This is a genomic window from Agrobacterium sp. 5Ca39, assembly GCF_055382365.1.
Genome location: NZ_AP026437.1, coordinates 2199477 through 2222500, shown reverse-complemented (window position 1 = coordinate 2222500; position 23024 = coordinate 2199477). Strand labels below are relative to the sequence as shown.

21 protein-coding genes, 1 tRNA gene, 2 rRNA genes and 2 pseudogenes (1 of these 26 only partly in view) are annotated in these 23024 nt (G+C 57.8%); 20 read left to right on the top strand and 6 right to left on the bottom strand.

Going from position 1 to position 23024, the window contains the following annotated elements; all coding sequences use genetic code 11:
- From ACZ47E_RS23950 to ACZ47E_RS23940, 3 genes are all read left to right on the top strand, one after another.
- Nucleotides 1-1013 (top strand): 23S ribosomal RNA (locus ACZ47E_RS23950) (it extends 1786 nt beyond the left edge of the window).
- Nucleotides 1014-1277: 264 nt separating this feature from the next.
- Nucleotides 1278-1392, top strand: a 5S ribosomal RNA gene (gene rrf, locus ACZ47E_RS23945).
- A 219-nt stretch (nucleotides 1393-1611) separates the two neighbouring features.
- A tRNA-Met gene (locus ACZ47E_RS23940) sits at nucleotides 1612-1688 on the top strand.
- 190 nt (nucleotides 1689-1878) lie between these two features.
- Here ACZ47E_RS23940 and ACZ47E_RS23935 read toward each other — a convergent pair.
- Nucleotides 1879-2093: pseudogene (locus ACZ47E_RS23935) on the bottom strand (IS3 family transposase); the annotation flags it as partial.
- A gap of 23 nt (nucleotides 2094-2116) precedes the next feature.
- On the bottom strand, nucleotides 2117-3067 hold the full coding sequence (locus ACZ47E_RS23930; protein WP_022563261.1) for an AraC family transcriptional regulator: 951 nt from the start codon (nucleotides 3065-3067) through the stop codon (nucleotides 2117-2119).
- 96 nt (nucleotides 3068-3163) lie between these two features.
- On the opposite strand from ACZ47E_RS23930, the gene ACZ47E_RS23925 reads away from it, so the two are divergent.
- Nucleotides 3164-3916 carry an SDR family oxidoreductase gene (locus tag ACZ47E_RS23925; protein ID WP_022563260.1) on the top strand — a complete coding sequence of 251 codons (753 nt, stop codon included), beginning with the start codon at nucleotides 3164-3166 and terminating at the stop codon, nucleotides 3914-3916.
- An 87-nt stretch (nucleotides 3917-4003) separates the two neighbouring features.
- Here ACZ47E_RS23925 and ACZ47E_RS23920 read toward each other — a convergent pair whose 3' ends face one another.
- Nucleotides 4004-4735 carry an SDR family NAD(P)-dependent oxidoreductase gene (locus tag ACZ47E_RS23920; protein ID WP_022563259.1) on the bottom strand — a complete coding sequence of 244 codons (732 nt, stop codon included), beginning with the start codon at nucleotides 4733-4735 and terminating at the stop codon, nucleotides 4004-4006.
- 81 nt (nucleotides 4736-4816) lie between these two features.
- Here ACZ47E_RS23920 and ACZ47E_RS23915 point away from each other — a divergent pair, with 81 nt between their 5' ends.
- From ACZ47E_RS23915 to ACZ47E_RS23895, 5 genes are all read left to right on the top strand, one after another.
- Nucleotides 4817-5209, top strand: a complete 393-nt coding sequence (locus ACZ47E_RS23915; protein WP_022563258.1) for a winged helix-turn-helix transcriptional regulator — start codon at nucleotides 4817-4819, stop codon at nucleotides 5207-5209.
- Between the two features lie 130 nt (nucleotides 5210-5339).
- On the top strand, nucleotides 5340-5969 hold the full coding sequence (locus tag ACZ47E_RS23910) for a hypothetical protein (protein WP_022563257.1): 630 nt from the start codon (nucleotides 5340-5342) through the stop codon (nucleotides 5967-5969).
- Between the two features lie 259 nt (nucleotides 5970-6228).
- A complete protein-coding gene (locus tag ACZ47E_RS23905; RefSeq protein ID WP_022563255.1) occupies nucleotides 6229-6540 on the top strand; it encodes a hypothetical protein in 312 nt (103 codons plus the stop codon).
- A 178-nt stretch (nucleotides 6541-6718) separates the two neighbouring features.
- Nucleotides 6719-7108, top strand: a complete 390-nt coding sequence (locus tag ACZ47E_RS23900; protein ID WP_022563254.1) for a hypothetical protein — start codon at nucleotides 6719-6721, stop codon at nucleotides 7106-7108.
- Between the two features lie 248 nt (nucleotides 7109-7356).
- On the top strand, nucleotides 7357-7755 hold the full coding sequence (locus ACZ47E_RS23895; protein ID WP_022563252.1) for a hypothetical protein: 399 nt from the start codon (nucleotides 7357-7359) through the stop codon (nucleotides 7753-7755).
- Nucleotides 7756-8032: 277 nt separating this feature from the next.
- Here the strand turns inward: ACZ47E_RS23895 and ACZ47E_RS23890 are convergent, their stop codons facing one another.
- Nucleotides 8033-8197 (bottom strand): hypothetical protein, encoded by a 165-nt coding sequence (locus tag ACZ47E_RS23890; protein ID WP_158454200.1) that lies wholly within the window; start codon nucleotides 8195-8197, stop codon nucleotides 8033-8035.
- A gap of 398 nt (nucleotides 8198-8595) precedes the next feature.
- Nucleotides 8596-9675, bottom strand: coding sequence for a LacI family DNA-binding transcriptional regulator (locus tag ACZ47E_RS23885; RefSeq protein ID WP_022563250.1), 1080 nt, complete (start codon nucleotides 9673-9675; stop codon nucleotides 8596-8598).
- A 237-nt stretch (nucleotides 9676-9912) separates the two neighbouring features.
- On the opposite strand from ACZ47E_RS23885, the gene ACZ47E_RS23880 reads away from it, so the two are divergent.
- The 11 genes and pseudogenes from ACZ47E_RS23880 (at nucleotide 9913) to paoC (ending at nucleotide 21400) form a co-directional block, all read left to right on the top strand.
- Entirely contained in the window at nucleotides 9913-10890 is a 978-nt protein-coding gene (locus tag ACZ47E_RS23880) for a substrate-binding domain-containing protein (RefSeq protein ID WP_003521644.1), read from the top strand.
- A 116-nt stretch (nucleotides 10891-11006) separates the two neighbouring features.
- Nucleotides 11007-12497 (top strand): sugar ABC transporter ATP-binding protein, encoded by a 1491-nt coding sequence (locus tag ACZ47E_RS23875; protein ID WP_064263709.1) that lies wholly within the window; start codon nucleotides 11007-11009, stop codon nucleotides 12495-12497.
- Complete coding sequence (locus tag ACZ47E_RS23870; protein ID WP_006697919.1) at nucleotides 12490-13503, top strand: ABC transporter permease; 1014 nt, start codon at nucleotides 12490-12492, stop codon at nucleotides 13501-13503. Before ACZ47E_RS23875 ends, ACZ47E_RS23870 begins: the two co-directional genes overlap by 8 nt.
- Nucleotides 13503-14498, top strand: a complete 996-nt coding sequence (locus tag ACZ47E_RS23865) for an ABC transporter permease (RefSeq protein ID WP_022563247.1) — start codon at nucleotides 13503-13505, stop codon at nucleotides 14496-14498. The genes ACZ47E_RS23870 and ACZ47E_RS23865 overlap by 1 nt, the downstream gene beginning before the upstream one ends.
- A gap of 1 nt (nucleotide 14499) precedes the next feature.
- Nucleotides 14500-15348 carry a sugar phosphate isomerase/epimerase family protein gene (locus tag ACZ47E_RS23860; protein WP_022563246.1) on the top strand — a complete coding sequence of 283 codons (849 nt, stop codon included), beginning with the start codon at nucleotides 14500-14502 and terminating at the stop codon, nucleotides 15346-15348.
- Nucleotides 15349-15374: 26 nt separating this feature from the next.
- Nucleotides 15375-16040, top strand: coding sequence for a nucleoside triphosphate hydrolase (locus ACZ47E_RS23855; protein WP_022563245.1), 666 nt, complete (start codon nucleotides 15375-15377; stop codon nucleotides 16038-16040).
- Between the two features lie 66 nt (nucleotides 16041-16106).
- Complete coding sequence (locus ACZ47E_RS23850) at nucleotides 16107-16976, top strand: D-psicose 3-epimerase (protein ID WP_278067650.1); 870 nt, start codon at nucleotides 16107-16109, stop codon at nucleotides 16974-16976.
- 276 nt (nucleotides 16977-17252) lie between these two features.
- Nucleotides 17253-17345: pseudogene (locus ACZ47E_RS23845) on the top strand (GFA family protein); the annotation flags it as partial.
- Nucleotides 17346-17607: 262 nt separating this feature from the next.
- Entirely contained in the window at nucleotides 17608-18243 is a 636-nt protein-coding gene (gene paoA / locus ACZ47E_RS23840; RefSeq protein ID WP_034497711.1) for an aldehyde dehydrogenase iron-sulfur subunit PaoA, read from the top strand.
- Nucleotides 18240-19190: an FAD binding domain-containing protein gene (locus ACZ47E_RS23835; RefSeq protein WP_022563240.1), complete on the top strand. Its 951-nt coding sequence runs from the start codon at nucleotides 18240-18242 to the stop codon at nucleotides 19188-19190. The genes paoA and ACZ47E_RS23835 overlap by 4 nt, the downstream gene beginning before the upstream one ends.
- A gap of 5 nt (nucleotides 19191-19195) precedes the next feature.
- On the top strand, nucleotides 19196-21400 hold the full coding sequence (paoC, locus tag ACZ47E_RS23830; protein WP_022563239.1) for an aldehyde oxidoreductase molybdenum-binding subunit PaoC: 2205 nt from the start codon (nucleotides 19196-19198) through the stop codon (nucleotides 21398-21400).
- A gap of 369 nt (nucleotides 21401-21769) precedes the next feature.
- On the opposite strand, the gene ACZ47E_RS23825 is transcribed toward paoC, so the two are convergent.
- Nucleotides 21770-23017, bottom strand: coding sequence for a glucarate dehydratase family protein (locus tag ACZ47E_RS23825; protein WP_022563238.1), 1248 nt, complete (start codon nucleotides 23015-23017; stop codon nucleotides 21770-21772).
- Between the last annotated feature and the right edge of the window lie 7 nt (nucleotides 23018-23024).

Genomic DNA, 23024 nt, shown 5'->3' with positions numbered 1-23024 from the left:
AAGCTCTGAACTGAAGCCCCAGTAAACGGCGGCCGTAACTATAACGGTCCTAAGGTAGCGAAATTCCTTGTCGGGTAAGTTCCGACCTGCACGAATGGCGTAACGACTTCCCCGCTGTCTCCAACATAGACTCAGTGAAATTGAATTCCCCGTGAAGATGCGGGGTTCCTGCGGTCAGACGGAAAGACCCCGTGCACCTTTACTATAGCTTTACACTGGCATTCGCCAAGGCATGTGTAGGATAGGTGGTAGGCTTTGAAGCAGGGACGCCAGTTTCTGTGGAGCCATCCTTGAAATACCACCCTTATCTTCGTGGATGTCTAACCGCGGTCCGTTATCCGGATCCGGGACAGTGTATGGTGGGTAGTTTGACTGGGGCGGTCGCCTCCGAAAGAGTAACGGAGGCGCGCGATGGTTAGCTCAGACCGGTCGGAAATCGGTCGTCGAGTGCAATGGCATAAGCTAGCCTGACTGCGAGACTGACAAGTCGAGCAGAGACGAAAGTCGGTCATAGTGATCCGGTGGTCCCGTGTGGAAGGGCCATCGCTCAACGGATAAAAGGTACGCCGGGGATAACAGGCTGATGACCCCCAAGAGTCCATATCGACGGGGTTGTTTGGCACCTCGATGTCGACTCATCGCATCCTGGGGCTGGAGCAGGTCCCAAGGGTATGGCTGTTCGCCATTTAAAGCGGTACGTGAGTTGGGTTCAGAACGTCGTGAGACAGTTCGGTCCCTATCTGCCGTGGGTGTAGGAATATTGACAGGATCTGTCCCTAGTACGAGAGGACCGGGATGGACGTATCTCTGGTGGATCTGTTGTCCTGCCAAGGGCATAGCAGAGTAGCTATATACGGAATGGATAACCGCTGAAGGCATCTAAGCGGGAAACCAACCTGAAAACGAGTGTTCCCTATCAGAGCCGTGGAAGACGACCACGTTGATAGGACGGGTGTGGAAGCACAGCAATGTGTGAAGCTTACCGTTACTAATAGCTCGATCGACTTCTTCGTTCCCATTGTTCATGCTCATCAAGCGAAGCTTGATGATCTGTTCTGTCTTCACGCTGACGTGGCCTTCGGCCACTACGCTGCAGACGGCGCGCCAAACGATTGGCGACGGACTAGCGTCCTGTATGGGCGCCACGCTCGACCTCGAGCAAGGCAACATACGGATAAGTCACAGAAACGACGTGTAAATTAAATAGAGCCTTGAGCTCTCCAGCTTCTCGAAAACAACGTTCATGTGAAAACATGAACAATGTTGCGTTTTGCCGACCTGGTGGTTATCGCGGGGCGGCTGCACCCGTTCCCATTCCGAACACGGCCGTGAAACGCCCCAGCGCCAATGGTACTTCGTCTCAAGACGCGGGAGAGTAGGTCGCTGCCAGGTCTGCAAAACGCATCAAAATCTTCTCATCACATCCCTCGGCCCAGCCGAAAAAAAAGGGCCGCCAAAAGCGGCCTTTTGCAGTTTAAGACAAAACTTAAGGAAAACGCCAAGTGCGTCCCTTACAGGAGATAAATTGCTCCGCAATTTACTCCGGCAAAGATCCGTCGTCGCTAAAGCAACGACGTAACCGCGACATTCGGCCTTGCCGAATGCGCTGGACGCGGGGTGGAGCAGCCCGGTAGCTCGTCAGGCTCATAACCTGAAGGCCGCAGGTTCAAATCCTGCCCCCGCAACCAAAACCCTACGCTACAGTATCCCACAATAGCCAAAAAAACTACGATCCAGCGCGCTAAACAGCTACGATCAAGAAGGCAAAATTCTCGTCTTAACAAAGCTCCTCCGCGTCAGCGTCGAGGAGCTTTTTGTGTTTCTGTTGCGTGTCGATCTCTTAACCTCCATGACCTTTGACCCTGTCCCCAGACTTTGTCCAGTTTTGAGTTCGCTCCAGCGGTTTGGGTTGCTGTATTCTGGACGGTAACGGCGGGTTGAGGTGCGGATCCATTATCGCAGCACCTCATCACGTCACGTCGCGGGTTGATTGTCTGAGCGAAGAACTCGGCGGATGTCAGCCACCGGAGTCCAGAGTTTAGTCGATCATCGTTGGAATCGCTGCGCCAGTTTGAAAGCGCTGGTCGGGCGTATTGTCGATAGGCCAACTGCATTGTTATAATTCTGTCAGTGGCCGTAGCAATCGGTTGTTTCCTGCCTCGCCGTTCTGTGCGGCCATACGGGCGTATCGAGCAGGAGGGATGCCGGTGCGTCGGGCAAAAGCCACGCTGAACGTACTTGCTGATCCATATCCCACCCGCTCGGCTACATCGTCGATTGCGAGATCACCACTCCGCAAGAACTGCCTTGCCAATGCCATACGCCATGTCAGCAGGTATTCCATCGGCGCAACCCCGACTATTCGGTTGAAGCGCGCAAAAAATGCCGAACGGGAGAGCGCCGCCTCTTTAGCGAGATCAACGACGGTCCAGGGATGGCCGGGACGGTCATGCATAGCCCGAAGTGCCGCCGAAAGGCGCTCATCACCAAGCCCTCTGCCGAGGCCCTGTGCAGAATTGGTGTCGGTTGAGGACCGTAGTGCCTCGATCAACAGCACCTCGATAAGTCGTTCCAGAACCGGTTCGCGCGCTGCGCGCCGTTCCTGCGTCTCCTCGTCGATCAACTGCATCAACGTCGCAAGCCGGGGTTTGTCGCGAACCAGAATCACGTCCGGCAACAAAGAAACGAGCAGGGCCGCATCCGGCGTGCCGAAGCTGCAATGTCCGATACGCATTCGTAGCGCGGGTGGGCCGTCATGTGGTCCCACACGAAAATGTCCCTCATTGATCTTTGTCGGGACCGTTGCCGGCAAGTCGGCTGTGGCGTTGGAGCTTTCATTGACGAGATCGCGCATGGCAGGCGCGAGAATGAAGTCTCCGGCCTGCAGGATAAACGTTTGTCGGCCACCGAAAGTGACCCGGCATTGCCCTTCCAGGATGGCACAATAAAACGGCTCGCCTGTGCCGTCACGACGTATACGCCATGCACCGGCGCACTCCACCAGTTTCGAAGCCCGGGCGGCGGGTTGCAGGAGTGTGACGATCTCGGTGAGCGGGTCTGTTGTCATATCCAGGACTATTACTAAAGAAATGAGGAGCCTGGAACATATAAAGTCTCCCTTCGGGTCGCTACCATAATGACACAGCCACTTATGGAGAAAATAATGCCCGCAATTCTGATAACCGGTTGTTCCTCGGGCTTTGGCCTGGAAACTGCAAAACTGTTCCTTGAAAAAGGCTGGGACGTGATCGCCACGATGAGAACGCCCGACGAAAGCTTACTCCCAGCGTCGCGGCGTCTGCGTGTTCTAGCACTCGATGTCACCGTCCCGGACAGCATCTCACAGCTTGTGAAGGCAACGGGTCAGATCGATGTTCTCGTCAATAACGCCGGGTTCGGAGCACCATCTCCTGTCGAACTGACTGCATCCCAGACCGCACAGGCACTCTTTCAGACGAACACGATAGGCACTCTGGCGATGATCCAGGCCCTCGGCCCGCAAATGCGTCGTCGCCGGGCTGGCGTCATTATCAACGTTACGTCCTCGGTCACACTGAAACCGCTACCGGTCATCGGGGTTTATCGCGCCAGCAAGGCCGCAGTGAATGCGCTCAGCGAGTCCCTTGCGATTGAAATGGAGCCCTTCGGCGTTCGCGTCCACATCGTTTTGCCCGGACGTTCGCCGGAAACGAGTTTTGGCGCCAGTGCCCGCCCACACCTGCGCGGCATGGACGATGCGGACTATGCGCCTCTTTTGCACCAGTTCGTCAGGAATGTTCAGGACGACAAGGGCCCTGTGACCCACGCGCGCGATGTCGCGGAAGCGATCTGGAAGGCTGCCACCGATCCGTCTGCGCCACTGCGCATACCGGCAGGTGCAGACGCAGCGCTATGGATGGCTGAGGCGGGCCTGTAATCAGCGAAATTGCGATCCGTCGCTTCTCTGTCGAGCGTTTGCTGTACCCGGTCATTCCAGATCGGGTACAGCGTTTCGAATTCTGGCTCAGACCTGCCGCAAGCCGCCATCGATGCACAGTTCGGCACCGGCGATGTAACTCGCCTCATCGCTTAACAGGAACAAGGCAGCTGCAGCCACCTCGGCGGGTTGCGCCATCCGTCCCATCGGGATCGGAGCGACAATGGCCGCGCGCATGTCTGGCTGAACCGCAGCCATCATTTCCGTATCGGTTGGGCCCGGTGCGACGACGTTAACGCGTATACCCTTGGATGCCAGTTCTGCAGTCCAGGTTCGTGCATAGGAACGCACGGCTGCCTTGGTCGCAGCATATGTGCCATAGGAAGCATAGCCGCCGCTGTCTGCAATTGATCCGACGAGGACGACTGAGCCGCCGTCCCTCATCGCCGGCAGAGCCGCCTGGAAGCCGAAGACCATTCCTCGAACGTTAACGTCGAAGTGGCGGTCAAAGTGTTCAGGCGTTATCTCCGTGATCTGGGCGGGCTCGGAAAGACCGGCGTTCAAGACCAGCGCGTCGATACGGCCGTGTTCCCTTCTCACTTTTTCGACCGCCTCCCGCATATCTTCGGGGAGCGCGGCATCGGCGACAATGCCGACCGCACCATGACCGATGGCAGTTGCCGCCCTTTTGGCATCTTCGCTTCGGCGACTGGTGATGAAGACCATCGCTCCTTCGGCCGAAAGCCGCTCTGCAATTGCCAAGCCGATACCCTTGGCGCCCCCGACAATCAGGGCAACCTTGTTACTCATCCGAGCCATCGTAAGTCCTTTCAATTGATGGTCGCTGCATGATATACATTAGATATCTGGTATCAATTACGCACCTTAAGTAGCCTAGATATGGACGAGTATACTGACCTTGAAGCACTTTCTCAGTGCGCCCTTAGAGACATGGCGCAGGTTCGCCCCGTGCTCGACAAGATCGCGGACAAATGGACAATCCTGATCCTGACGGTGATTTGTCCCAGGCCCTCGCGCTTCAACGAGATCAAGCGCCGTCTCGACGGTATCACCCACAAGGCCTTGGCCGATGCTCTAAAGAGGCTTGAGCGGAACGGTCTTGTGACGAGGACCGTCCTGCCGACCCAGCCGGTGGGTGTAGAATACGCGATCACCCCTCTGGGCCATTCTCTGCGGCAACCGTTTGAGGCCCTGTGCTCATGGGCAGTAGCTAATGGCGATAAGGTCGAGGCCGCTGCGCTTCTTTATGACAACAGGGCAAATCATCGCTGATATCGCGATGGCCGCAGAGCCATACCCCCGCTAAGCAGGACGTTTCCGATAATCGTAGGCTGGTTCGGATCTGCGGTCGCCGAACAGTTCACCTCGTTGAACGAGAGGAGATCGGCACTATCTAGGAGAGATGCGGAAACTCGAGAAGAGCGATATCGAACTGATCAGGACGTGGATGTTGTCGCCTGCGGTGACGCTGGGATCGTCCGTGCGAGCGAAAGGCATTCTGCAGGAAATGCAGGCCCGACTGCCTGCGGCTTTGAAGAAAGCGATCAGCCTGGAGGGCAACGAGATCACGCTCGCGATGCCAGCCCGCGACAAAAACGCCTTCGACGCCGCTGCGAGGACCGTGGCCGGCGTGATGATGGAAGCCGAAACTCTTCCGGTGATCCCGCGCGAGATACAGGACATCCTCGCCATCAAGACGAGCGAGCGACATCGCTGGCTCGCGGATGGGCGTCTCAAGAGCGCCGGGACGAGAACCGTGCGGCTGAACGGCCGTGCCCGGCGCATCACCTTCCATGTCTTCGATCCGAAGGTGGTTGAGGACCTTCTCGATCGCGGGGTCGTGGAAGAGTGGCGGGTGGAGGACGCTGAGGCGAAGGCAGAGAAACGACAGAAAGCCGCCTATCAGAGGCGGCTGGCTCGATCGCTCAAAAAGAAGATGAAACCGGGAGAAAAGGCGGGTCAAAAGGTCGACGAAGGTGCGGCCGACCTTCGTGGATGGGGAGAGTTCGATCGGGATGGGTTCCTTCGCTAGGCAATCGCACCAAACATGGTGCCTCCAGCGATTTCGAGAGGCTGTCCCTCCAACGTTACGGAACGTTCTGTTGTTATCACGCAGCATTAATCGTGGCCGCGGGCCTGGGTCGACCTTCGCGGAATGGAAGGTGGCATAGACTTCCGGCCGGGACATAATGGAAGCCGCGCCAGCACAATGTGGGAGAAACTTCTGATTGAGGGAACAAACAGGGCAAAATCCCCGTTGCTCGTCACAATAATTTCTCTGGAGGCGCGTCATGAGACTCAAGCTGGCTTTAAGCGTGGTTCTAAGCGTTACCTTTACGGCGGCAGCGGCGGAAGCGCGGACCCAATTGCATCTTTACGGTACCGTTCCGGTGACGGGTAACCATGTACTGGAGATGGCCTATCAGGCAGCCCTCGACAGATGCAGTTTCGAACGTTACCCATCATATGGCGACGTGGGTTTCTATGCAGGTGCCTATGGCTCCGCCCACGTGCGCAGTTGCATGTATCGCAAGGGTTTCGTTTTTGAGAATGGTGAGCCTTTCGCATATCCTGTGAGAAAAGCGACCTACCTTTCATGGTGACGAGATCACGAAGCGTCTGACGGCGGAGCGCCCGAGGGTTGCAATCTCGGAGTGAGGCCGTCTTCGCAATTCACAAGTTGCGGGTTTCAGGAGCATGTGATTTTTCAGTCGAGTGGCCCGAATCCGTATTGAAAACCGGCGGCAGAGTATCGATTTCAGGGGTAACCTGGAGGTCGGAATGATCTACGTTATTTTCGCGTTGTGCGCGCTCGCGGTAACATTCTTTGCCTGTCGGTATTTCGCCGCCAAGGCTCTCCTTGTCGAACGCGAAATCGACAAAGCGATCGCAAGGCGGTTTGAATCGAGCGGAAAGGTTATCGAACTGGCGGAGCTGCGAGAGGAAAACGCGGTCATGCGTAATCTTCTGCTGGACCTTCTGGAAAACGAAGCCGTTTTTCCAGTCCAGTCAGCACCTCCATCAAGGGTCGATTTGCGCAGGATGGGCGCCGCAAAGGTCCAGAGGTATCGCGAAATACTTGCTGAAAGTCAGTACGTCTTGCAACAGCGTGGAGCCATTGGGGTCTTCGAAGACCATGGCGCATTCAAGGACGATCAACGCAGGTCTTGAGTTTAGGAACAGCTCACGGAGCTTCCTCGTGGGAGTGCGGTAGGAAGAAAGGCCTGAAGTTTTCCTTGTAGAGCGAGGCATCTTCACGCTCCTCGATTGCTTTACCCGATGCGACCGTCTGACGAACCGGTTCTGCGTGGACTCCATCTGGAATTCCCGACGTGTTTTGACTATCAGGGTAGCGCCTCGCGTCGCAGCTGAAGCGAAGCAAAAAGTGTATTCGCATGAGAGCTGACAAAGGAATCCGGATGTCGATCACTGTACAGAGAACAATTCCTGCCGAGCGGATGCGCCAGTTCCATCAGATGGTTGATCGCTGGCTGGAAGAAGGTCCGATCAAGCTCGCGACGAACGCAACGATAACCGCCATGGAGAACGCCGGCATCCCAAAGGCCGAACAGGCAGCGATCATCGAGGACCGCGACATCATCATGAAATACAATATGCGCCTCGGTGTAATCAGCGAGGTTTTCGGCCCCGCCATCGAGAAGGCGGTGGGGTCGTACCGCTCGGGAAGTGAAGCACAGGACGAGATCGCGCGTTTGATTGTAACTGCCATGGGTCTCCGGCAGGACGATGACAGCGAACTGGTGACGTTCACCTTCACGACCCAGAGTGAGGCAGATGTATTCGAAAATGCCACTTGAAACATCAAATTCTGCCCGCCGCGCGCGGTCGCCTGCGAATCAGAGCTTGTGAACGTGACCGTCAATGCGGCCGAAGGGCAGGCAAGATTAGCTCGGGCCTCTATCGATCAATCCATCAATCGGAAAGCGCGACTGGAAACCGATATCGAATTGCCAGACGGATCGTTGGAAGCGTCTCCATAAATTTCGATCGTGACCGGCTCGTCCGCGACATAGATCATTATGTAGCCAACTTCATTCGACGTTCCTTCTGCGGTTCAGATGCATATGCATCCCTCTAGTCGAACGCGCGCAACTCGCGCCGCATCAGGAGCCACCATGTCAGGGTCAAGAGAATGCCGATCACAGCGACGAATATGGCGCTGAACGAAAACGATACCCAGCGCATGAGCCCGACAGTCAACGCCGCACCGATGCCTATGCAGATCTCCTTGATGAACATGGTTTTCTGCCGGACAGAATAGTAGTCGATATGACCAAAGGTACATTCTGCCAGCGAAATCAGGAACACCCAGACCACAGCGCCGGTGAATGTATGGACGTGGAATGCACCCGGAAAAGCCAGACCGCTGAAGCGAACTGCGGTTTCGTCGGGCTTTCGGCAGGTCGGATTCCGTATGCGAAAGCGGCGGTCATCTTGTCGAGTTTACGAGAGGTTGCCGACTGATCTGCGGGGCGAAAGGAGATACTCGTGGATGAAAACAGCCTCGACGTCCATCTTGCGCCGATCACCAGGCGGTCGCCGAGGGTGCATTCGTCAGCCATGGCGCTCCAGTGCTCCAGCCGATTGAAATCTATCGCGACGCGCCGACCGTTGAGGTCACGTGGCATTACGCATGTTCATCGCGCCATGCGGCGCAATGCCAGGGGGTCCCATATGTCGTCGAGCGGACCTTCGAGAGCGGTTCGCGGCGAAATGAGCGTCGGTTCGATAATGGTGACTTCGGGTTCGGTCCGGTTCTCTGCCAGAAGTTCGAACCCCTTGTTGAGCATTTGCGCTATATCGGGCTTGATCATGTAGACCGGGAACGGAAGGAACGATGCGAAGGGGTCGTAGTCAAAACAGCCGACAACGATATCGCCAAACGCCTCGCCGTCATGGCGCCCCATGAAGCGCAGCAATCCTTCGAAATTGATCGATGAATTGACGAAGAAGCAGCGGGGCAGGCGGCCTTTGCGTTCAAAGAAACGTTCGAAAGCGAGTTCCGTCATGCGTGGTGAATAGCCGGTGATTTCGATATCGTCCCCGTTATCGACCCCGAAATAGGCGGCCTTGGTGGCGTGGAAGCCATCTATACGGGCGCGGCTGGCGTGGTCGTCATGACCGCCGAACAGGATGACGTCGTCAGGGCCGAGAGGTCCGTGTTTTTCCGCATGGGCAAGGATTGCCGATGTCAATATTTCCGCACCATGTCTGTTGTCGGAAATGACCGAGGGTACAAATTTGCCGGGAAGGTCAATATTGACATGCGGCAGTGCTGCGCGGGCGCAGACCTGGTGCACGCCGTCGGGATCGGTCGCGCCCGCGATGAAGAGTGCATCGATCGAATAGGCGATCAGGGTCTCCACCGTGCGGCGTTCTTCTTCAGGATCGCGCCGCCCCGATACAACCATCGGCGAAAGGCCGCGCTTGCGTGCCTGTCCCTCGAATGTTTGTGCCATCGAGGAAAAGAACCGGTTGTCATAAATCGGGACCAGTAGGCCAATAAGTCCGGATTTCGAGCTCCTCAAACCTCTCGCCTGCAGGTTGGCGGTGTAGCGGTGCGTCTTGGCGAGCGATAGAATTTTGTTGGCCGTTTCCTCGGAAATCCGCCTTTTTCGCCATGATCCATTCAGGACGGCGCTGACCGTCGACGCTGATGCGCCGGACAATATCGACAAGTCGTATATAGTGGCCTTCTTGGAACTCATGCCCGTCATTGTGATCTCCCCAACTGATTCTAATTATTAGAGTAGGCGTCCCCTTGACGGAAGGGAGCTTCATGATATGGTTATTGCACCATCGATTGTGCAAGTTGGCAATATCGATTGTGCAAGATGGTTGCTGTGGGAGTGGCAAGGGAGAGTCTCGAATAAGCGAGATGAGAAATTTTGAACGCGCCAGATGAAAAATGGCTGCGGCGGGTTTCGTTTGCCTGTTTTTTGAGGAGGAACATCATGAAGAAAATTATTGCTGCAGCGGTTGGTCTGTCGCTCGCGCTGCTCTCGTCCGCAGCCTTTGCCGAAGGGCCGAAGGTGGGCGTCGTCGTCAAGATCGGCGGCATTCCGTGGTTCAACGCCATGGAGGCCGGGATCAAGGAGCAGAGCAAGAAGCTCGGCGTTGACGGTTTCATGGTCGGCCCGACTAGCGCCGATCCCGCCCTGCAGGTCCGCGCCATCGAGGACCTGATCGCCCAGAAGGTCGATTTCATCGGCGTCGTGCCGAATGATGCCAAGGTGCTGGAGCCGGTGCTGAAAAAAGCCCAGGCCGCCGGTATCAAGGTCATTACCCACGAATCGCCCAAGCAGCTCGGTGCCGACTGGGATTTCGAACTCGCCTCCGCCAAGGGTTTTGGTGAAGCGCATGGCAAGCTGCTGGCGGAGAAGATGGGCGGCAAGGGCTCCTATGCCGTGTTCGTCGGTTCTCTCACCGTTCCGCTTCACAATGCCTGGGCCGATGCCGCCATCGCCTATATCAAGGCGAACTACCCTGACATGAAGCTCGTCGGCGATCGCTACGGCGTGGCGGAGGACCTCGACAAGAGCCGCTCGACGGCGCTTGACCTTATGTCCGCCAATGCTGACCTGAGCGGTTTCCTCGCCTTCGGCTCGCAGGGACCGATCGGAGCCGGGCGTGCGGTTGAAGAGCGGCGCAAGGATGGCAAGGTCTTCGTCATCGGCCCGTTCTCGCCGGGGCAGGGCGCCAAGCTCATCAAGTCGGGGGCGCTGACGGGCGGCTTCATGTGGAACCCGAAGCAGGCCGGTGAGGTCTTCATCACGCTCGCGGATCGCATCGCCAAGGGTGAGACACCCAAGGCCGGCGACAATATCGAAGGTCTCGGCACCATCAATCCCGAGGGCAACACCATCGTCGTCGATCAGCTTCTGAAGATCGACAAGGAAAGCATCGACAAGCTCGTTTCCATGGGCCTCTGATCCTCCCCAAGGCCAGGGCGTCGCGCGAGGTTTCATACTCGCGCGACGCCTCATCTGGAAAACATGCCGAGCGCCCCGTCTGCAATGCTGCCGCGGCGAAGGAGATTTACGTTATCATGAGCGCAGAACCGCTCCTGTCCCTCAAAAATGTCAAAGTCACCTTCGGCGGTGTTCGCGCGCTGAAGGGTGTTTCTTTCGAGGTCAACCCGGGTGAAGTGCATTGCCTTGCCGGCGAAAACGGCTGCGGCAAGAGCACGCTGATCAAGGTCATAACGGGCGTTTACACGCCCCAAAGTGATGCTGAACTCTATTTCGACGGCAAGCCGATAGCCGCAATGACCCCAACGCTTGCGCAATCGCTTGGCATTCAGGTGATCTGGCAGGATCTGGCGCTGTTCGATGAAATGACGGTGGCTGAAAATATCGGCTTCCAGTACGCGGTGAATGCAAAATACGGGCTGGTCGACAAGCGCGCCATCGAGCAGGCTGCCGAAAAGGCGTTGGCCCGGCTCGGCGTCGAGATCGATCTCGACAGGCCGCTCAAGGAACTGCCCATCGCCCAGCGTCAGATCGTGGCGATTGCCCGCGCGCTGGTCGGTGAGGCACGGCTCGTTTTCATGGACGAACCGACCGCGTCGCTCACGCAGTCGGAAACGGATTACCTGATCGACATCGTCCGCAACCTGTCGGCCTCGGGTGTCGCGGTTGTCTTCGTCTCGCACCGCCTTGCGGAAGTGCTTGAGATTTCAGACCGCATAACCGTTTTGCGGGATGGCTCGCTTGTCGGTGTCTTTCCCGTTGAAGGCATGACCCAGTCACGGGTGACCGAGCTGATGACCGGCCGCAATTTCGACAGTGCCGTCATTGCCGCCGATCACGATGACAAACCCGTCGTTCTCTCGGTGCGCGGGCTGAGCCGTGCCGGCGAGTTCGAGGATGTTTCGTTCGATCTGCGGCGGGGCGAAACGCTTGGCATAACGGGCCTACTGGGAGCCGGCCGCACGGAACTGGCTTTGACGCTGTTCGGCATGCATCGGCCGCAATCGGGTGAAATCCTCATCGATGGAAAGAAGGTGGATTTTCATTCCAACCGCGATGCGATCCGGGCAGGCGTAGCCTATCTTTCCGAGGACCGGCTTTCGCTTGGTCTCAACCAGCCGCAATCCATTGCCGACAATCTGGTCATGGCCTCGCTCGACCGGCTGCTGCGCGGCGGCCTGATCTCACCGTCGAAAAAGGCGGATGTCGTTTCCCGCTGGATTTCTGCGCTCGGGGTGAAGATCGGCCTGCCCGAAGACCCGATCCGAACGCTTTCGGGCGGCAACCAGCAGCGTGTGGCGATCGCCAAGTGGCTGGCGATCGGGCCGAAAATCCTCATTCTCGACGCGCCGACCGTGGGGGTCGATGTCGGCGCCCGCGCCGGCATCTTCGAAATCGTCCGCAAGCTCGCCGCAGAAGGTCTCTCGATCATCGTGATCTCCGACGAGCCGCCGGAAGTTTATTTCAATACAGACAGGGTCATCCACATGGTCGAAGGCCGGTTTCACGCCACCTATGATCCGCGACGCCTGTCGTTGACTGAACTGGAGGCCGCCATCTATGCGTAGGCTCATCCTCGGACATACGACCGAATTTACGCTGCTTGTGGTCATGGTGCTGCTTTGCACGGGACTGTCCTTCGCCACCGACCGGTTCCTCACCATCTCAAACGCCTTCGATGTACTGAATGTCTCTGCGGTCAACATCATCTTTGCGGTCGGCCTGCTTGTGGTGCTGATCTCGGGCGGTATCGACATTTCCTTCGCGGTCGCCGCTTCCGTCGTCCAATATGTGACGGTGCTGGCGCTCAATGCGCTCGGCGGCGGCAACTGGGCGGAAGGTTTCATCATTGCCGGCGCGGTAGGCCTTAGTCTCGGTTTCGTCAACGCTTTCCTCGTCTGGCGGCTCAACATCATTTCAATCGTCGCGACGATCTCCACCTTCAACATCTTCTTCGGGTTGCTGATGTTCTTCACCAAGGGTGTGTCGATCTACGACCTGCCGGAATGGCTGTCCACGCGTGTGGTATTTTACGAACATGAAATGCCTGATGGTTCATGGGTAGAGCTGACGCTGCCGGTCGTGGTCATGATCCTCTGCTGTATTGCAACCTGGTTCATGATTTCGCGCACCACTGTTGGGCGCAAACTTTACGCCTTCGGCGACAACCCGGAAGGTGCTCGCCGCTTCGGCATCAATATCGGCGCGATGCATTACATTTCGTTCGGCTGGCTCGGCCTGATGGCGGGCATTGCGGGTCTTATGCAGGCGCATTATGCGCAGGAAGTGGTGCCCAACGCGCTTTATGGCCGCGAGCTGGATGTTCTTGCAGCAACGGTCCTCGGCGGTGCGCGGCTTGGCGGCGGCAAAGGCTCTGTCATCGGCTGCGTGCTCGGCGTTCTCATGGTGTCGATCACCCAGAACGGTCTTAACCTCATGGGCGTGTCACCCTTTGCCTTCAAGATGATCGTCGGTGCCATCATTCTGATCGCGATCACCCTCTCTTCCACCCGGTTCGACAAGCTTTTGCCGAGTGCGCTTCGCACGTCCACGAGAAAGGGGAGCGCCCAGTGATGAGCAGCCTTGTCAGGAAATTCAACGCCATTTTCGGTGCCGATATGGCTGGACCGGTGATTGCCTTCATCGCAGTCATGCTCATCTTCGGAACGTTCGCGGATAACTTCCTCTCGCTTGCGACATTCGGTTCGGTGGCCTTCCAGCTGCCGGAACTCGGCCTTCTCACGCTGGCGATGCTGCTGCCACTGCTGACGGGGGGGATCAATCTGTCCGTCACCTTCGCGGCCAATCTCTCAGGACTTGCCGCAGCCTGGGTACTCCAGGCCCATGGCGGCGTAGATGCACCGCCGAGCGCCTTTCTCTTCGCCTGCCTTGCTGCATTTGTCACCGGCGGGGCTGCCGGTGCCATGACGGGTGCGGCGATCGCTTATACCCGCGCGCATCCCATTCTGGTGACGCTGTCGATGATGATTTTCCTGCGCGGCCTCGGCGAATTTCTGACGCGCGGCGGTGACGTGTCAGGGTTTCCCGCCTACATGGCGCCGCTTGGCCATGGCACGCTTCTCGGTCTGCCGATCCCGCTTCTGATTTTCGTCGTCTGCGTGGCGCTCTGGCATGTGCTGCTGACGCGCACGAAGCTCGGCTTCGGGCTGTTGATGATCGGCTCAAATATCGAAGCCGCGCGTTATTCCGGCCTCAACACGCGCAAGATCCAGGTGCTCGTCTACACGCTCTCGGGTCTGATGTGCGCGGTCGCCGGCATCATCATGCTTGCCCGTTTCAATTCCGTCCGTGTCGGCCACGGAGAGTCCTATCTGCTGATCACGGTGCTCGCGGCCTTTCTCGGCGGCATCAATCCCTTTGGCGGTTTCGGTCGTGTGCTTCCCGTTTTTGTCGCGCTCATCGTCCTGCAGCTCCTGTCCTCCGGCCTTAATCTTCTCGGCGCCAACCAGCATCTCGCCACGGCCCTTTGGGGTGTCCTGATGATTGTCGTCATGGCGGCGCGCGGCCTGTTCTCCAGCTACTTCGGATCTCTCAGAAAGAAGGTATGACGTGAAAGGCTTCGGTGTTCACGCAATGATGTGGTCTCTGAAATGGGACCACGAAAACGCCAGACGGTCTATCGCCGCTGCTGCGGATTACGGTCAGGATTTCATCGAGATTCCGCTTATCGATATCCCCTCCGTCGATGCAAAACACACGCGCACGCTGCTGGAGAAATACGGATTGCGCGCCGTCTGCTCGCTGGTGCTGCCGGAGCCCGCCTGGCCGTCCATACGTCCCGATGCGGCAATCGACTATCTGAACACCGCGCTCGGCAAGGCCGCCGATATGGGGGCTGAAGCGCTGACGGGTGTCACCTACGGCGGCACCAATGAGCGAACCGGATTTCCGCCGACACAGGGTGAATATGACAACCTGACAAGGGCGCTTTCGCGGGCTGCCGGCCACGCAAAAACACACGGCCTGCAATTCGGCATTGAGACCGTCAACCGCTACGAGAACCATCTGCTCAACTCCGCCGAACAGGCGGTGGCGCTGGTGGAGCGCATCGGTGCGGACAACGTCTTCATCCATCTCGATACGTTCCATATGAATATGGAGGAAAAGGGCATTGCCAATGGCATCATCGCCGCCCGCAACCATCTGAAATACATGCATATGTCGGAAAGCGACCGCGGCACGCCGGGCTGCGGAAACGTTGCGTGGGACGAAGTGTTCTCAGCGCTCGCAGCCATCGGCTTCAAGGGCGTGCTGACGCTCGAAAGCTTCGCCGCGATGCCCAAGGAGGTGGCGGGCGCGATTTCAACCTGGCGCCCGGTTGCGCCCAGCGCCGATGAGGTTCTCGACAAGGGACTGCCATTCCTGCGCGACAAGGCAAACCAGTACCGCATTTTCTGAAAGCACTCATTATCGGGGCAAGTACCTTGAACACTATTGACGATAATGCCCGCGAGATTGTGGGCCTTGCTCTTCAGCGACTGGAAGGGTCAAAGGCCCGGCGTGTGATGGTTGCGATTGCCGGTGCCCCCGGATCGGGAAAATCAACCATCGCCGAGCGTGTGGTCGATGCGTTGAACGCGGGCGAAGGCGTGTCCGCCGCACTGTTCCCCATGGATGGCTTTCATTATGACGATGCGGTGCTTGAGGAGATGAACCGCCGGCCCTTCAAGGGCGCCATCGATACGTTCGATGTTCACGGCCTGCGCCATATGCTTGAGCGCCTGAAGGCCAATCAGGACGATGTCGTTGCCGTCCCCGTCTTTGACCGCGCCATCGAGATCGCCCGCGCCGGTGGCCGCCTGATCCCGCAATCCGTCGATATCATCGTCTGCGAGGGCAATTATCTCCTCGCCGGCCAGTCGCCATGGGATCGCCTCAAGCCGATCTTCGATCTCACTGTCTTCGTTGATGTCGACGAGGACGATCTGCGTGCGCGGCTGCGGGATCGCTGGCGGAGCTTCGGTCTCGGCGAGGGGGAGATCAACCGGAAGGTAGAGGAAAACGATCTCCCCAATGGCCGCTTCATCACATCCACAAGCACGGAGCCGGACCTTCGCATCGGAAATCCGGGAAGCACTCCCGCGTCGTGAAACGGCCCGAAGGGCTGCGCCTCCCCACCCAAAGTCAAGCAAAACAGAAAAGCGAAAGAGACCCCCATGAAACACGGCATCTATTACTCTTACTGGGAACATGAGTGGAGCGCCAAGTTCGGCCCCTATATAGAGAAGGTTGCCAAGCTCGGCTTCGATATCATCGAAGTAGCCGCTCATCACATCAATGAATACAGTGACGCCGAACTCGCCGTCATCAGGCAGAGCGCGAAGGATAACGGCATCATACTTACTGCCGGTATCGGCCCTTCGAAAACGAAAAACCTGTCGTCAGAGGATGCCGCGGTTCGCGCAGCTGGCAAGGCGTTCTTTGAACGCACCCTTACCAATGTCGCCAAGCTCGACATCCATACGATTGGCGGCGCGCTGCACTCCTACTGGCCGATCGACTACTCGCAGCCGGTCGACAAGGCAGGCGATTATGCGCGCGGCGTGGAAGGTATTCACGGCATTGCCGATTTCGCCAATGACCTCGGCATCAACCTTTGCATCGAAGTCCTCAACCGCTTTGAAAACCACGTGCTCAATACGGCTGCCGAAGGCGTCGCTTTCGTCAAGGATGTCGGCAAGAACAACGTGAAAGTCATGCTGGATACGTTCCACATGAATATCGAGGAAGACAGCTTTGGCGAGGCCATCCGCACGGCTGGCCCGTTGCTGGGGCATTTCCATACCGGAGAAAGTAATCGCCGCGTACCGGGCAAGGGCAGGATGCCCTGGCACGAAATTGGCCTCGCCCTGCGCGATATCAATTACACCGGCGCGGTGATCATGGAGCCTTTCGTCAAGACCGGCGGCACGATCGGCTCCGACATCAAGGTGTGGCGCGATCTGAGCGGCGGCGCCGATCTCGCGAAAATGGACGAGGATGCGCGCAATGCCCTGGCATTCTCCCGTTTCGTCCTTGGCAGCTGATGCCCCATGGCGCGGATGGAGCGGGATGACTTGATCAAGCGTGAGCCCGATCCGCGAGACAAGCGGTCCAGTCTGGTATCATTGACGCAGGCGGCACTTGCGCGGTTGCCAGCTGGCCGCGCTTTTTGCGCCAGGGCAATCCGGGACATGACCAAGGGATTATCGCGGGAAGAGGTGGACACACTGGTGTCTTTGCTTCGGCGGGTGCTTGATAACGTAGAGGCACTTGAGGCGTGAGTAGCTCTCCAAACGCCCTTATATGCACATTGGTGACGCATGCAATGCAAGAGGGTCACCCATGGGGCCGAGATCGCTCCACAAGGGGTCTCGATCTGCCAGTGCGATTGCCAGAGATTAACGGGAACCGCCTAGGAAGCGAGAGCATGCGGCTCGATCGGGACGACGGCTAAAACCGCTCTTCCAGAATTTGGTGTCAAGAACCGATGTCCTGACCCGCCCCACAATCGGGAAGGAGCCTCGATCTCCTAGCCGGTCCTTTCGCGCTATGAACAAGGCCTATCGGGAACTCCTTCTGCTGCTCATTCGTTCACGGGTCAGTTTTCAATGATCCGCGTTCTCGCCCCTTGATGCGAAACCTTTGATTTCTCCAATCGATGAAGTGGAACTGGCGATGCCAGGCACCGGCATATTTGAACTTTCACGCCGAAACTTACTTATATCTTCGGCCGCGACCGTCGCTGCCACCACTGTCACCAGGGGAGCAGCAGCCCAGTCAGGAGGAGAAATCATGAAACACACGTCAAGCGTATCGTTGAAGGTCAACGGACAGGTCCGAGACCTCGATGTTGACAATCGCACGTCCCTTCTCGACGCACTGCGCGAACACCTTCACCTGACCGGAACCAAGAAGGGTTGCGATCACGGTCAATGCGGGGCCTGCACCGTACTGGTCGGTGGACGCCGCATCAACTCGTGCCTCTCGCTTGCCGTGATGCATGATGGTGACGACGTGACGACGATCGAGGGCCTGGGACAGCCCGGCAATCTGCACCCGATGCAGGCGGCGTTTGTCAAGTTTGACGGCTTCCAGTGTGGCTACTGTACGCCGGGACAAATCTGTTCCTCCGTGGCGGTGCTTGAGGAGATCGCGGCAAACATTCCGAGCCATGTCACGCTGGATCTTAACGCGCAGACATCGGTGAGTGAGGGCGAAATTCGCGAGAGGATGAGCGGCAACATCTGTCGCTGCGGCGCCTATTCCAACATTGTCGAGGCTATCGTCGAAGTTGCGGGGACAAAAGCATGAAAGCCTTCACCTACGAAAAGGCCTCATCTATCGAGGCTGCAACCAGGTCCGCCTTTTCGAACTCGCAAGCAAAGTTCATTGCAGGCGGCACCAATCTCCTCGATTTGATGAAACTGGAGATCGAGACGCCGACACATCTGATCGATGTGAATGGTCTCGGGCTCGATACAATAGAAAAGACGTCTGAGGGAGGCCTGCGCATAGGAGCGATGGTTCGCAATACCGACCTTGCCGCCGATCCAATTGTTCGACGTGATTATGGGCTCCTGTCGCGCGCCTTGCTTGCAGGGGCTTCGGGCCAGCTTCGCAACAGGGCAACAACCGCGGGTAACCTCTTGCAGCGAACACGATGTCCATATTTCTACGACACCGCACAGCCCTGCAACAAGCGTTCGCCGGGAAGTGGCTGTTCCGCCATCGGCGGCTTCAGTCGCCAGCACGCCGTGGTGGGTGTGAGTAATAGCTGTATCGCCACGCATCCCAGTGACATGGCCGTTGCCATGCGCGCACTCGATGCGGTTATCGAGACGGTAAAGGTCGATGGTAGCCGCCGATCAATCCGAATCGCCGACTTCCATCGCTTGCCGGGCGATACCCCTGAGATCGAAACGGTTTTGGAAAAGGGTGAGTTTATCACCGCAGTAGTGCTACCGCCGCCAACTGGAGGAAAACAGATCTACCGCAAGGTCCGCGACCGCGCTTCCTACGCGTTTGCTCTGGTCTCTGTGGGTGCAGTCATTCAGCCTGATGGTACTGGCCGGGTGGCAATCGGCGGCATTGCTCATAAGCCGTGGCGCGTGGAAGCTGCGGATGACGAACTCTCAAAGGGAGCGAAGGTCGCAGCGAAAGCTCTCCTCAACGGCGCTCGTCCGACCGAGCAGAACAAGTTCAAGATCGATCTGGTGGAGCGCACACTCGGCGCCGTGATCGCCGAAGCGAGGGGGTAATTGCCATGAAGTTCGATACACCCGCAACGACCAATCCGATCGACCAGCTGAAAATCGTCGGTCAGCCCGTTCACCGCATCGACGGTGAGCTCAAGACAACGGGGCGGGCCATGTACGCCTATGAGTGGCATGATCCGAACCTGGCCTATGCCTACGGTTACCCCGTCGGATCGACCATCGCCAAGGGCCGCATCATCTCGATGAATATCGAAGCTGCCGAACGCGCGCCGGGCGTGCTTGCCGTGGTAACGACGCTTGACGTCGGCAAAATTGAGAAGGGCAAGTACAATACTGCGATACTTTTCGGTGGCGATGAGATCCAGCACTATCATCAGGCGATTGCCGTGATCGTCGCCGAAACCTTCGAACAAGCCCGCGCAGCGGCAGCGCTAGTAAAGGTGGATTACGCGGAAGAACAGGGTAGTTACGATCTCGCCGAGGCGATGGGTTCGGCAGTCAAGCCAAAAGACGCAGGCGGAGCTCCACCCGATACCGCCGTTGGAGATTTCGAAGGGGCGTTCAAGTCCGCCGAGGTAACGTTGGACGAGACCTACACAACGCCGGACCAGTCGCATTCGATGATGGAGCCGCATGCCTCCATCGCCGCCTGGGATGGCGACGAGCTGACGGTCTGGACTTCCAGCCAGATGATCGACTGGTGGCGGTCCGACCTTGCAACGACGCTTGGTGTCGACAAGGAGAAAATCCACCTCATGTCGCCGTTCATCGGCGGCGGCTTTGGCGGTAAGCTGTTCCTGCGTGCCGACGCTGTTCTGGCCGCGTTCGGCGCGAAGGCAGCAAGGCGGCCTGTAAAGGTGGCGCTGCCGAGGCCTTTCCTCGTCAACAACACGACGCATCGTCCAGCAACGATCCAGCGCATCCGCATTGGTGCAGCTCGCGATGGAAAAATAACGGCAATCGCCCATGAAAGCTGGTCGGGCGATCAGCCCGATGGCCAGCTTGAAACGGCTGCCATGCAGACGCGGCTTCTCTATGCCGGTGAAAACCGCATGACGGCGATGCGGCTGGCGACGCTGCACCTTCCCGAGGGCAACGCCATGCGCGCACCCGGGGAGGCGCCCGGACTGATGGCGCTCGAGATCGCCATCGACGAGATGGCCGAAAAGCTCGGAATGGACCCAGTGCAGTTCCGTATCCTCAACGACACACAAGTGGATCCGGAAAAGCCCGAACGTCCGTTTTCGCATCGCGATCTCGTCGGTTGTCTCAAGCTCGGAGCAGAACGGTTCGGCTGGCCGGGGCAAGCTCAACCCGGCTCTCGTCGCGAAGGCAACTGGATGATCGGTTCCGGTGTTGCGGCTGCGTTCCGCAACAACCTTCTGGTGCCGTCGGGCGCTCGCGTCCGTCTGGACAAGGAAGGGGTCGTCACCGTCGAAACCGACATGACGGACATAGGCACCGGGAGCTACACGATCATCGCCCAAACCGCGGCGGAAATGATGGGCCTACCGATTGATAAGGTCGCCGTGCAGCTTGGCGATTCTCGCTTTCCCGTATCTGCAGGCTCCGGCGGGCAGTTCGGCGCGAACTGCTCGACCTCAGGCGTCTACGCAGCCTGTGTCAAGCTTCGGGACGCTATTGTCAAGAAGCTCGGCTTCAACGAACAGGACGTCGTCTTCGAAGATGGTCAGGTCCGTTCCGGTTCGCGTTCGGTTCCGCTGGCCGAAGTGGCGGGTTCCGAAGGGCTCGTCGCCGAAGACACGGTCGAGTGGGAAAAGCTTTCAGACAGTCATCAGCAATCGACCTTCGGTGCGCATTTTGTGGAAGTGGGCGTCGACCTTGCCACGGGCGAGACGCGGATTCGCCGGATGCTCGCGGTATGTGCCGCCGGCCGCATTCTCAATCCGATCACGGCCCGCAGCCAGGTGATTGGTGCGATGACGATGGGCGCCGGTCTGGCGTTGTCAGAGGAACTTGCCGTCGACACCCGTCGCGGGTTTTTCGTCAACCACGACCTCGCTGGCTACGAGGTGCCGGTTCACGCGGACACCCCGTACCAGGAAGTCGTGTTCATGGATGAGACTGATCCAGTTTCCTCGCCAATGAAGGCGAAGGGTATTGGCGAACTCGGACTATGCGGAGTTTCGGCAGCGATCGCGAACGCGATTCATAACGCAACCGGCATCCGCCTGCGACACTATCCGATGACCTTGGACAAGCTTATTGGGGGCCTGCCAGACGTTGCGTAACTGCGCCATGCCCCCGGAATTCGCCATGCTCAAGCCGCTTGGCGTACAGGCGCACGCCGCTGCGTAGGCTCTGAAATCGGCATATGTCCCAAGCCCTCTGTTCAGGTTCAACATCGTCAATCACAAGATGATCCGGAAGGCGGGGTCAAAACGACGCTTATTTTCCTGCCAGTGGGCGCGTGGGTAGATTTGCCAGGACACGCGCGCTCGTCATCAATGGTTCGCCCTACGTCGCCGCCTGATTGATTGCCGAGACAACAGTTCGAATTCTCAGCGTACTCCATGGCGTGCTTGCGTCGCTAACGGTCGCAGTGCAAAGCCGCAGTCCGGAAACCGTCATGCGGATGATGTCGCTCAACGTCTGGGCAGTCACCACCGGGGCACGCGACGTTCGTAATCTGGTTCAAAGAGCTTCATGTAGGCCGTGTCGTCTCGCTCTTTCATGGCCGTCTGTTCGTACAAACCAGCGAATATTGATAGTTTGTGTCGATCTAACGAGATCCCCAATCCTGGATTCTTTGGCACCTCCAGGCTGCCGCGTTCGAAGACAAAAGGGACTCCTTCAGTCACATCAACACCAGTCCAAGGAAAATGCGTATCGCAGTCGTAGCTTAGATTGGGTGTCGCCGCAGCGACATGGGTCATAGCAGCGAGCGTGATCCCGAGATGCGAGTTGGAGTGCATCGACACTCCGAGCCCCAATGTCTCGCAGATTTTGCCGAGATGCGTTGAAGCACGAAGACCGCCCCAATAGTGATGATCGGACAAGACGATTTGAACGGCGTTCTTTCGGAAGGCTCGAGCAATCTGGTCAAACTCAAGGACGATCATGTTGGTGGCGAGCGGAATTGACGTCGCCGCTGCGACCTGTGCCATCTGGTCCATACCGATGACAGGATCTTCGAGATACTCCAGAACGCCTTCCAATTTGCGCGCTATGTAGATAGCGGTGTCGATGGTCCACCCCCCATTGGGGTCGATCCGCAAAGGGTGATCTGGAAAGGCTTCGCGCAGTTTCAGCATCGTCTCGATTTCGAGATCGGGATGCAAAACACCCCCTTTGAGCTTCAGTGACTGGAAACCGTATTTATCCACCATCCGTCGGGCTTCCCCGACCATCTGGTCTGGCGTCAGCACTTCCCCCCATTCGTCCGGTTCTTCTCCAATATGAGCGGCGAATTTGAAAAACAGATAGGCGCTGAAGGGAACCCTGTCGCGAACCGCACCACCAAGCAGGTCACACACCGGTCGCCCGAGCAGCTTGCCCTGAATATCGAGGCATGGAACTTCAAACGCCGAGGCGACAACGTCCGTCAGTTTGTGGTCGGCAACGGCGCTTTTTGCATTGATGCCACCACCACCTGGCAAAGCGGCAAGGACCCGTGCCTTCAATTCGTGAAGGTGAAACGGATCGAGACCGATCAATGATGGAGCCGCACATCTTAGACCGTCCAGTGCTTTGATACTCCCGTAGCTCTCTCCCAAACCAACGGTGCCGTCATCACAGGTGACTTCAATGATGGTTCTCAGGGCGTGAGGCTGGTGAACACCCTTGCAGTTCAGCAATGGTTTGTCGGGAATGGCAACCGGCGTTAGCTGAATGTCGGCGATACGCATAAGTACT

Coding starts and splice junctions, on each gene's coding strand:
- ACZ47E_RS23930 (WP_022563261.1), bottom strand. CDS start 3,067: ATGACAACAGACCCGCTCACCGAGATCGTCACACTCCTGCAACCCGCC.
- ACZ47E_RS23925 (WP_022563260.1), top strand. CDS start 3,164: ATGCCCGCAATTCTGATAACCGGTTGTTCCTCGGGCTTTGGCCTGGAA.
- ACZ47E_RS23920 (WP_022563259.1), bottom strand. CDS start 4,735: ATGGCTCGGATGAGTAACAAGGTTGCCCTGATTGTCGGGGGCGCCAAG.
- ACZ47E_RS23915 (WP_022563258.1), top strand. CDS start 4,817: ATGGACGAGTATACTGACCTTGAAGCACTTTCTCAGTGCGCCCTTAGA.
- ACZ47E_RS23910 (WP_022563257.1), top strand. CDS start 5,340: ATGCGGAAACTCGAGAAGAGCGATATCGAACTGATCAGGACGTGGATG.
- ACZ47E_RS23905 (WP_022563255.1), top strand. CDS start 6,229: ATGAGACTCAAGCTGGCTTTAAGCGTGGTTCTAAGCGTTACCTTTACG.
- ACZ47E_RS23900 (WP_022563254.1), top strand. CDS start 6,719: ATGATCTACGTTATTTTCGCGTTGTGCGCGCTCGCGGTAACATTCTTT.
- ACZ47E_RS23895 (WP_022563252.1), top strand. CDS start 7,357: ATGTCGATCACTGTACAGAGAACAATTCCTGCCGAGCGGATGCGCCAG.
- ACZ47E_RS23890 (WP_158454200.1), bottom strand. CDS start 8,197: ATGTTCATCAAGGAGATCTGCATAGGCATCGGTGCGGCGTTGACTGTC.
- ACZ47E_RS23885 (WP_022563250.1), bottom strand. CDS start 9,675: ATGACGGGCATGAGTTCCAAGAAGGCCACTATATACGACTTGTCGATA.
- ACZ47E_RS23880 (WP_003521644.1), top strand. CDS start 9,913: ATGAAGAAAATTATTGCTGCAGCGGTTGGTCTGTCGCTCGCGCTGCTC.
- ACZ47E_RS23875 (WP_064263709.1), top strand. CDS start 11,007: ATGAGCGCAGAACCGCTCCTGTCCCTCAAAAATGTCAAAGTCACCTTC.
- ACZ47E_RS23870 (WP_006697919.1), top strand. CDS start 12,490: ATGCGTAGGCTCATCCTCGGACATACGACCGAATTTACGCTGCTTGTG.
- ACZ47E_RS23865 (WP_022563247.1), top strand. CDS start 13,503: ATGAGCAGCCTTGTCAGGAAATTCAACGCCATTTTCGGTGCCGATATG.
- ACZ47E_RS23850 (WP_278067650.1), top strand. CDS start 16,107: ATGAAACACGGCATCTATTACTCTTACTGGGAACATGAGTGGAGCGCC.
- paoA (WP_034497711.1), top strand. CDS start 17,608: ATGCCAGGCACCGGCATATTTGAACTTTCACGCCGAAACTTACTTATA.
- ACZ47E_RS23835 (WP_022563240.1), top strand. CDS start 18,240: ATGAAAGCCTTCACCTACGAAAAGGCCTCATCTATCGAGGCTGCAACC.
- paoC (WP_022563239.1), top strand. CDS start 19,196: ATGAAGTTCGATACACCCGCAACGACCAATCCGATCGACCAGCTGAAA.
- ACZ47E_RS23825 (WP_022563238.1), bottom strand. CDS start 23,017: ATGCGTATCGCCGACATTCAGCTAACGCCGGTTGCCATTCCCGACAAA.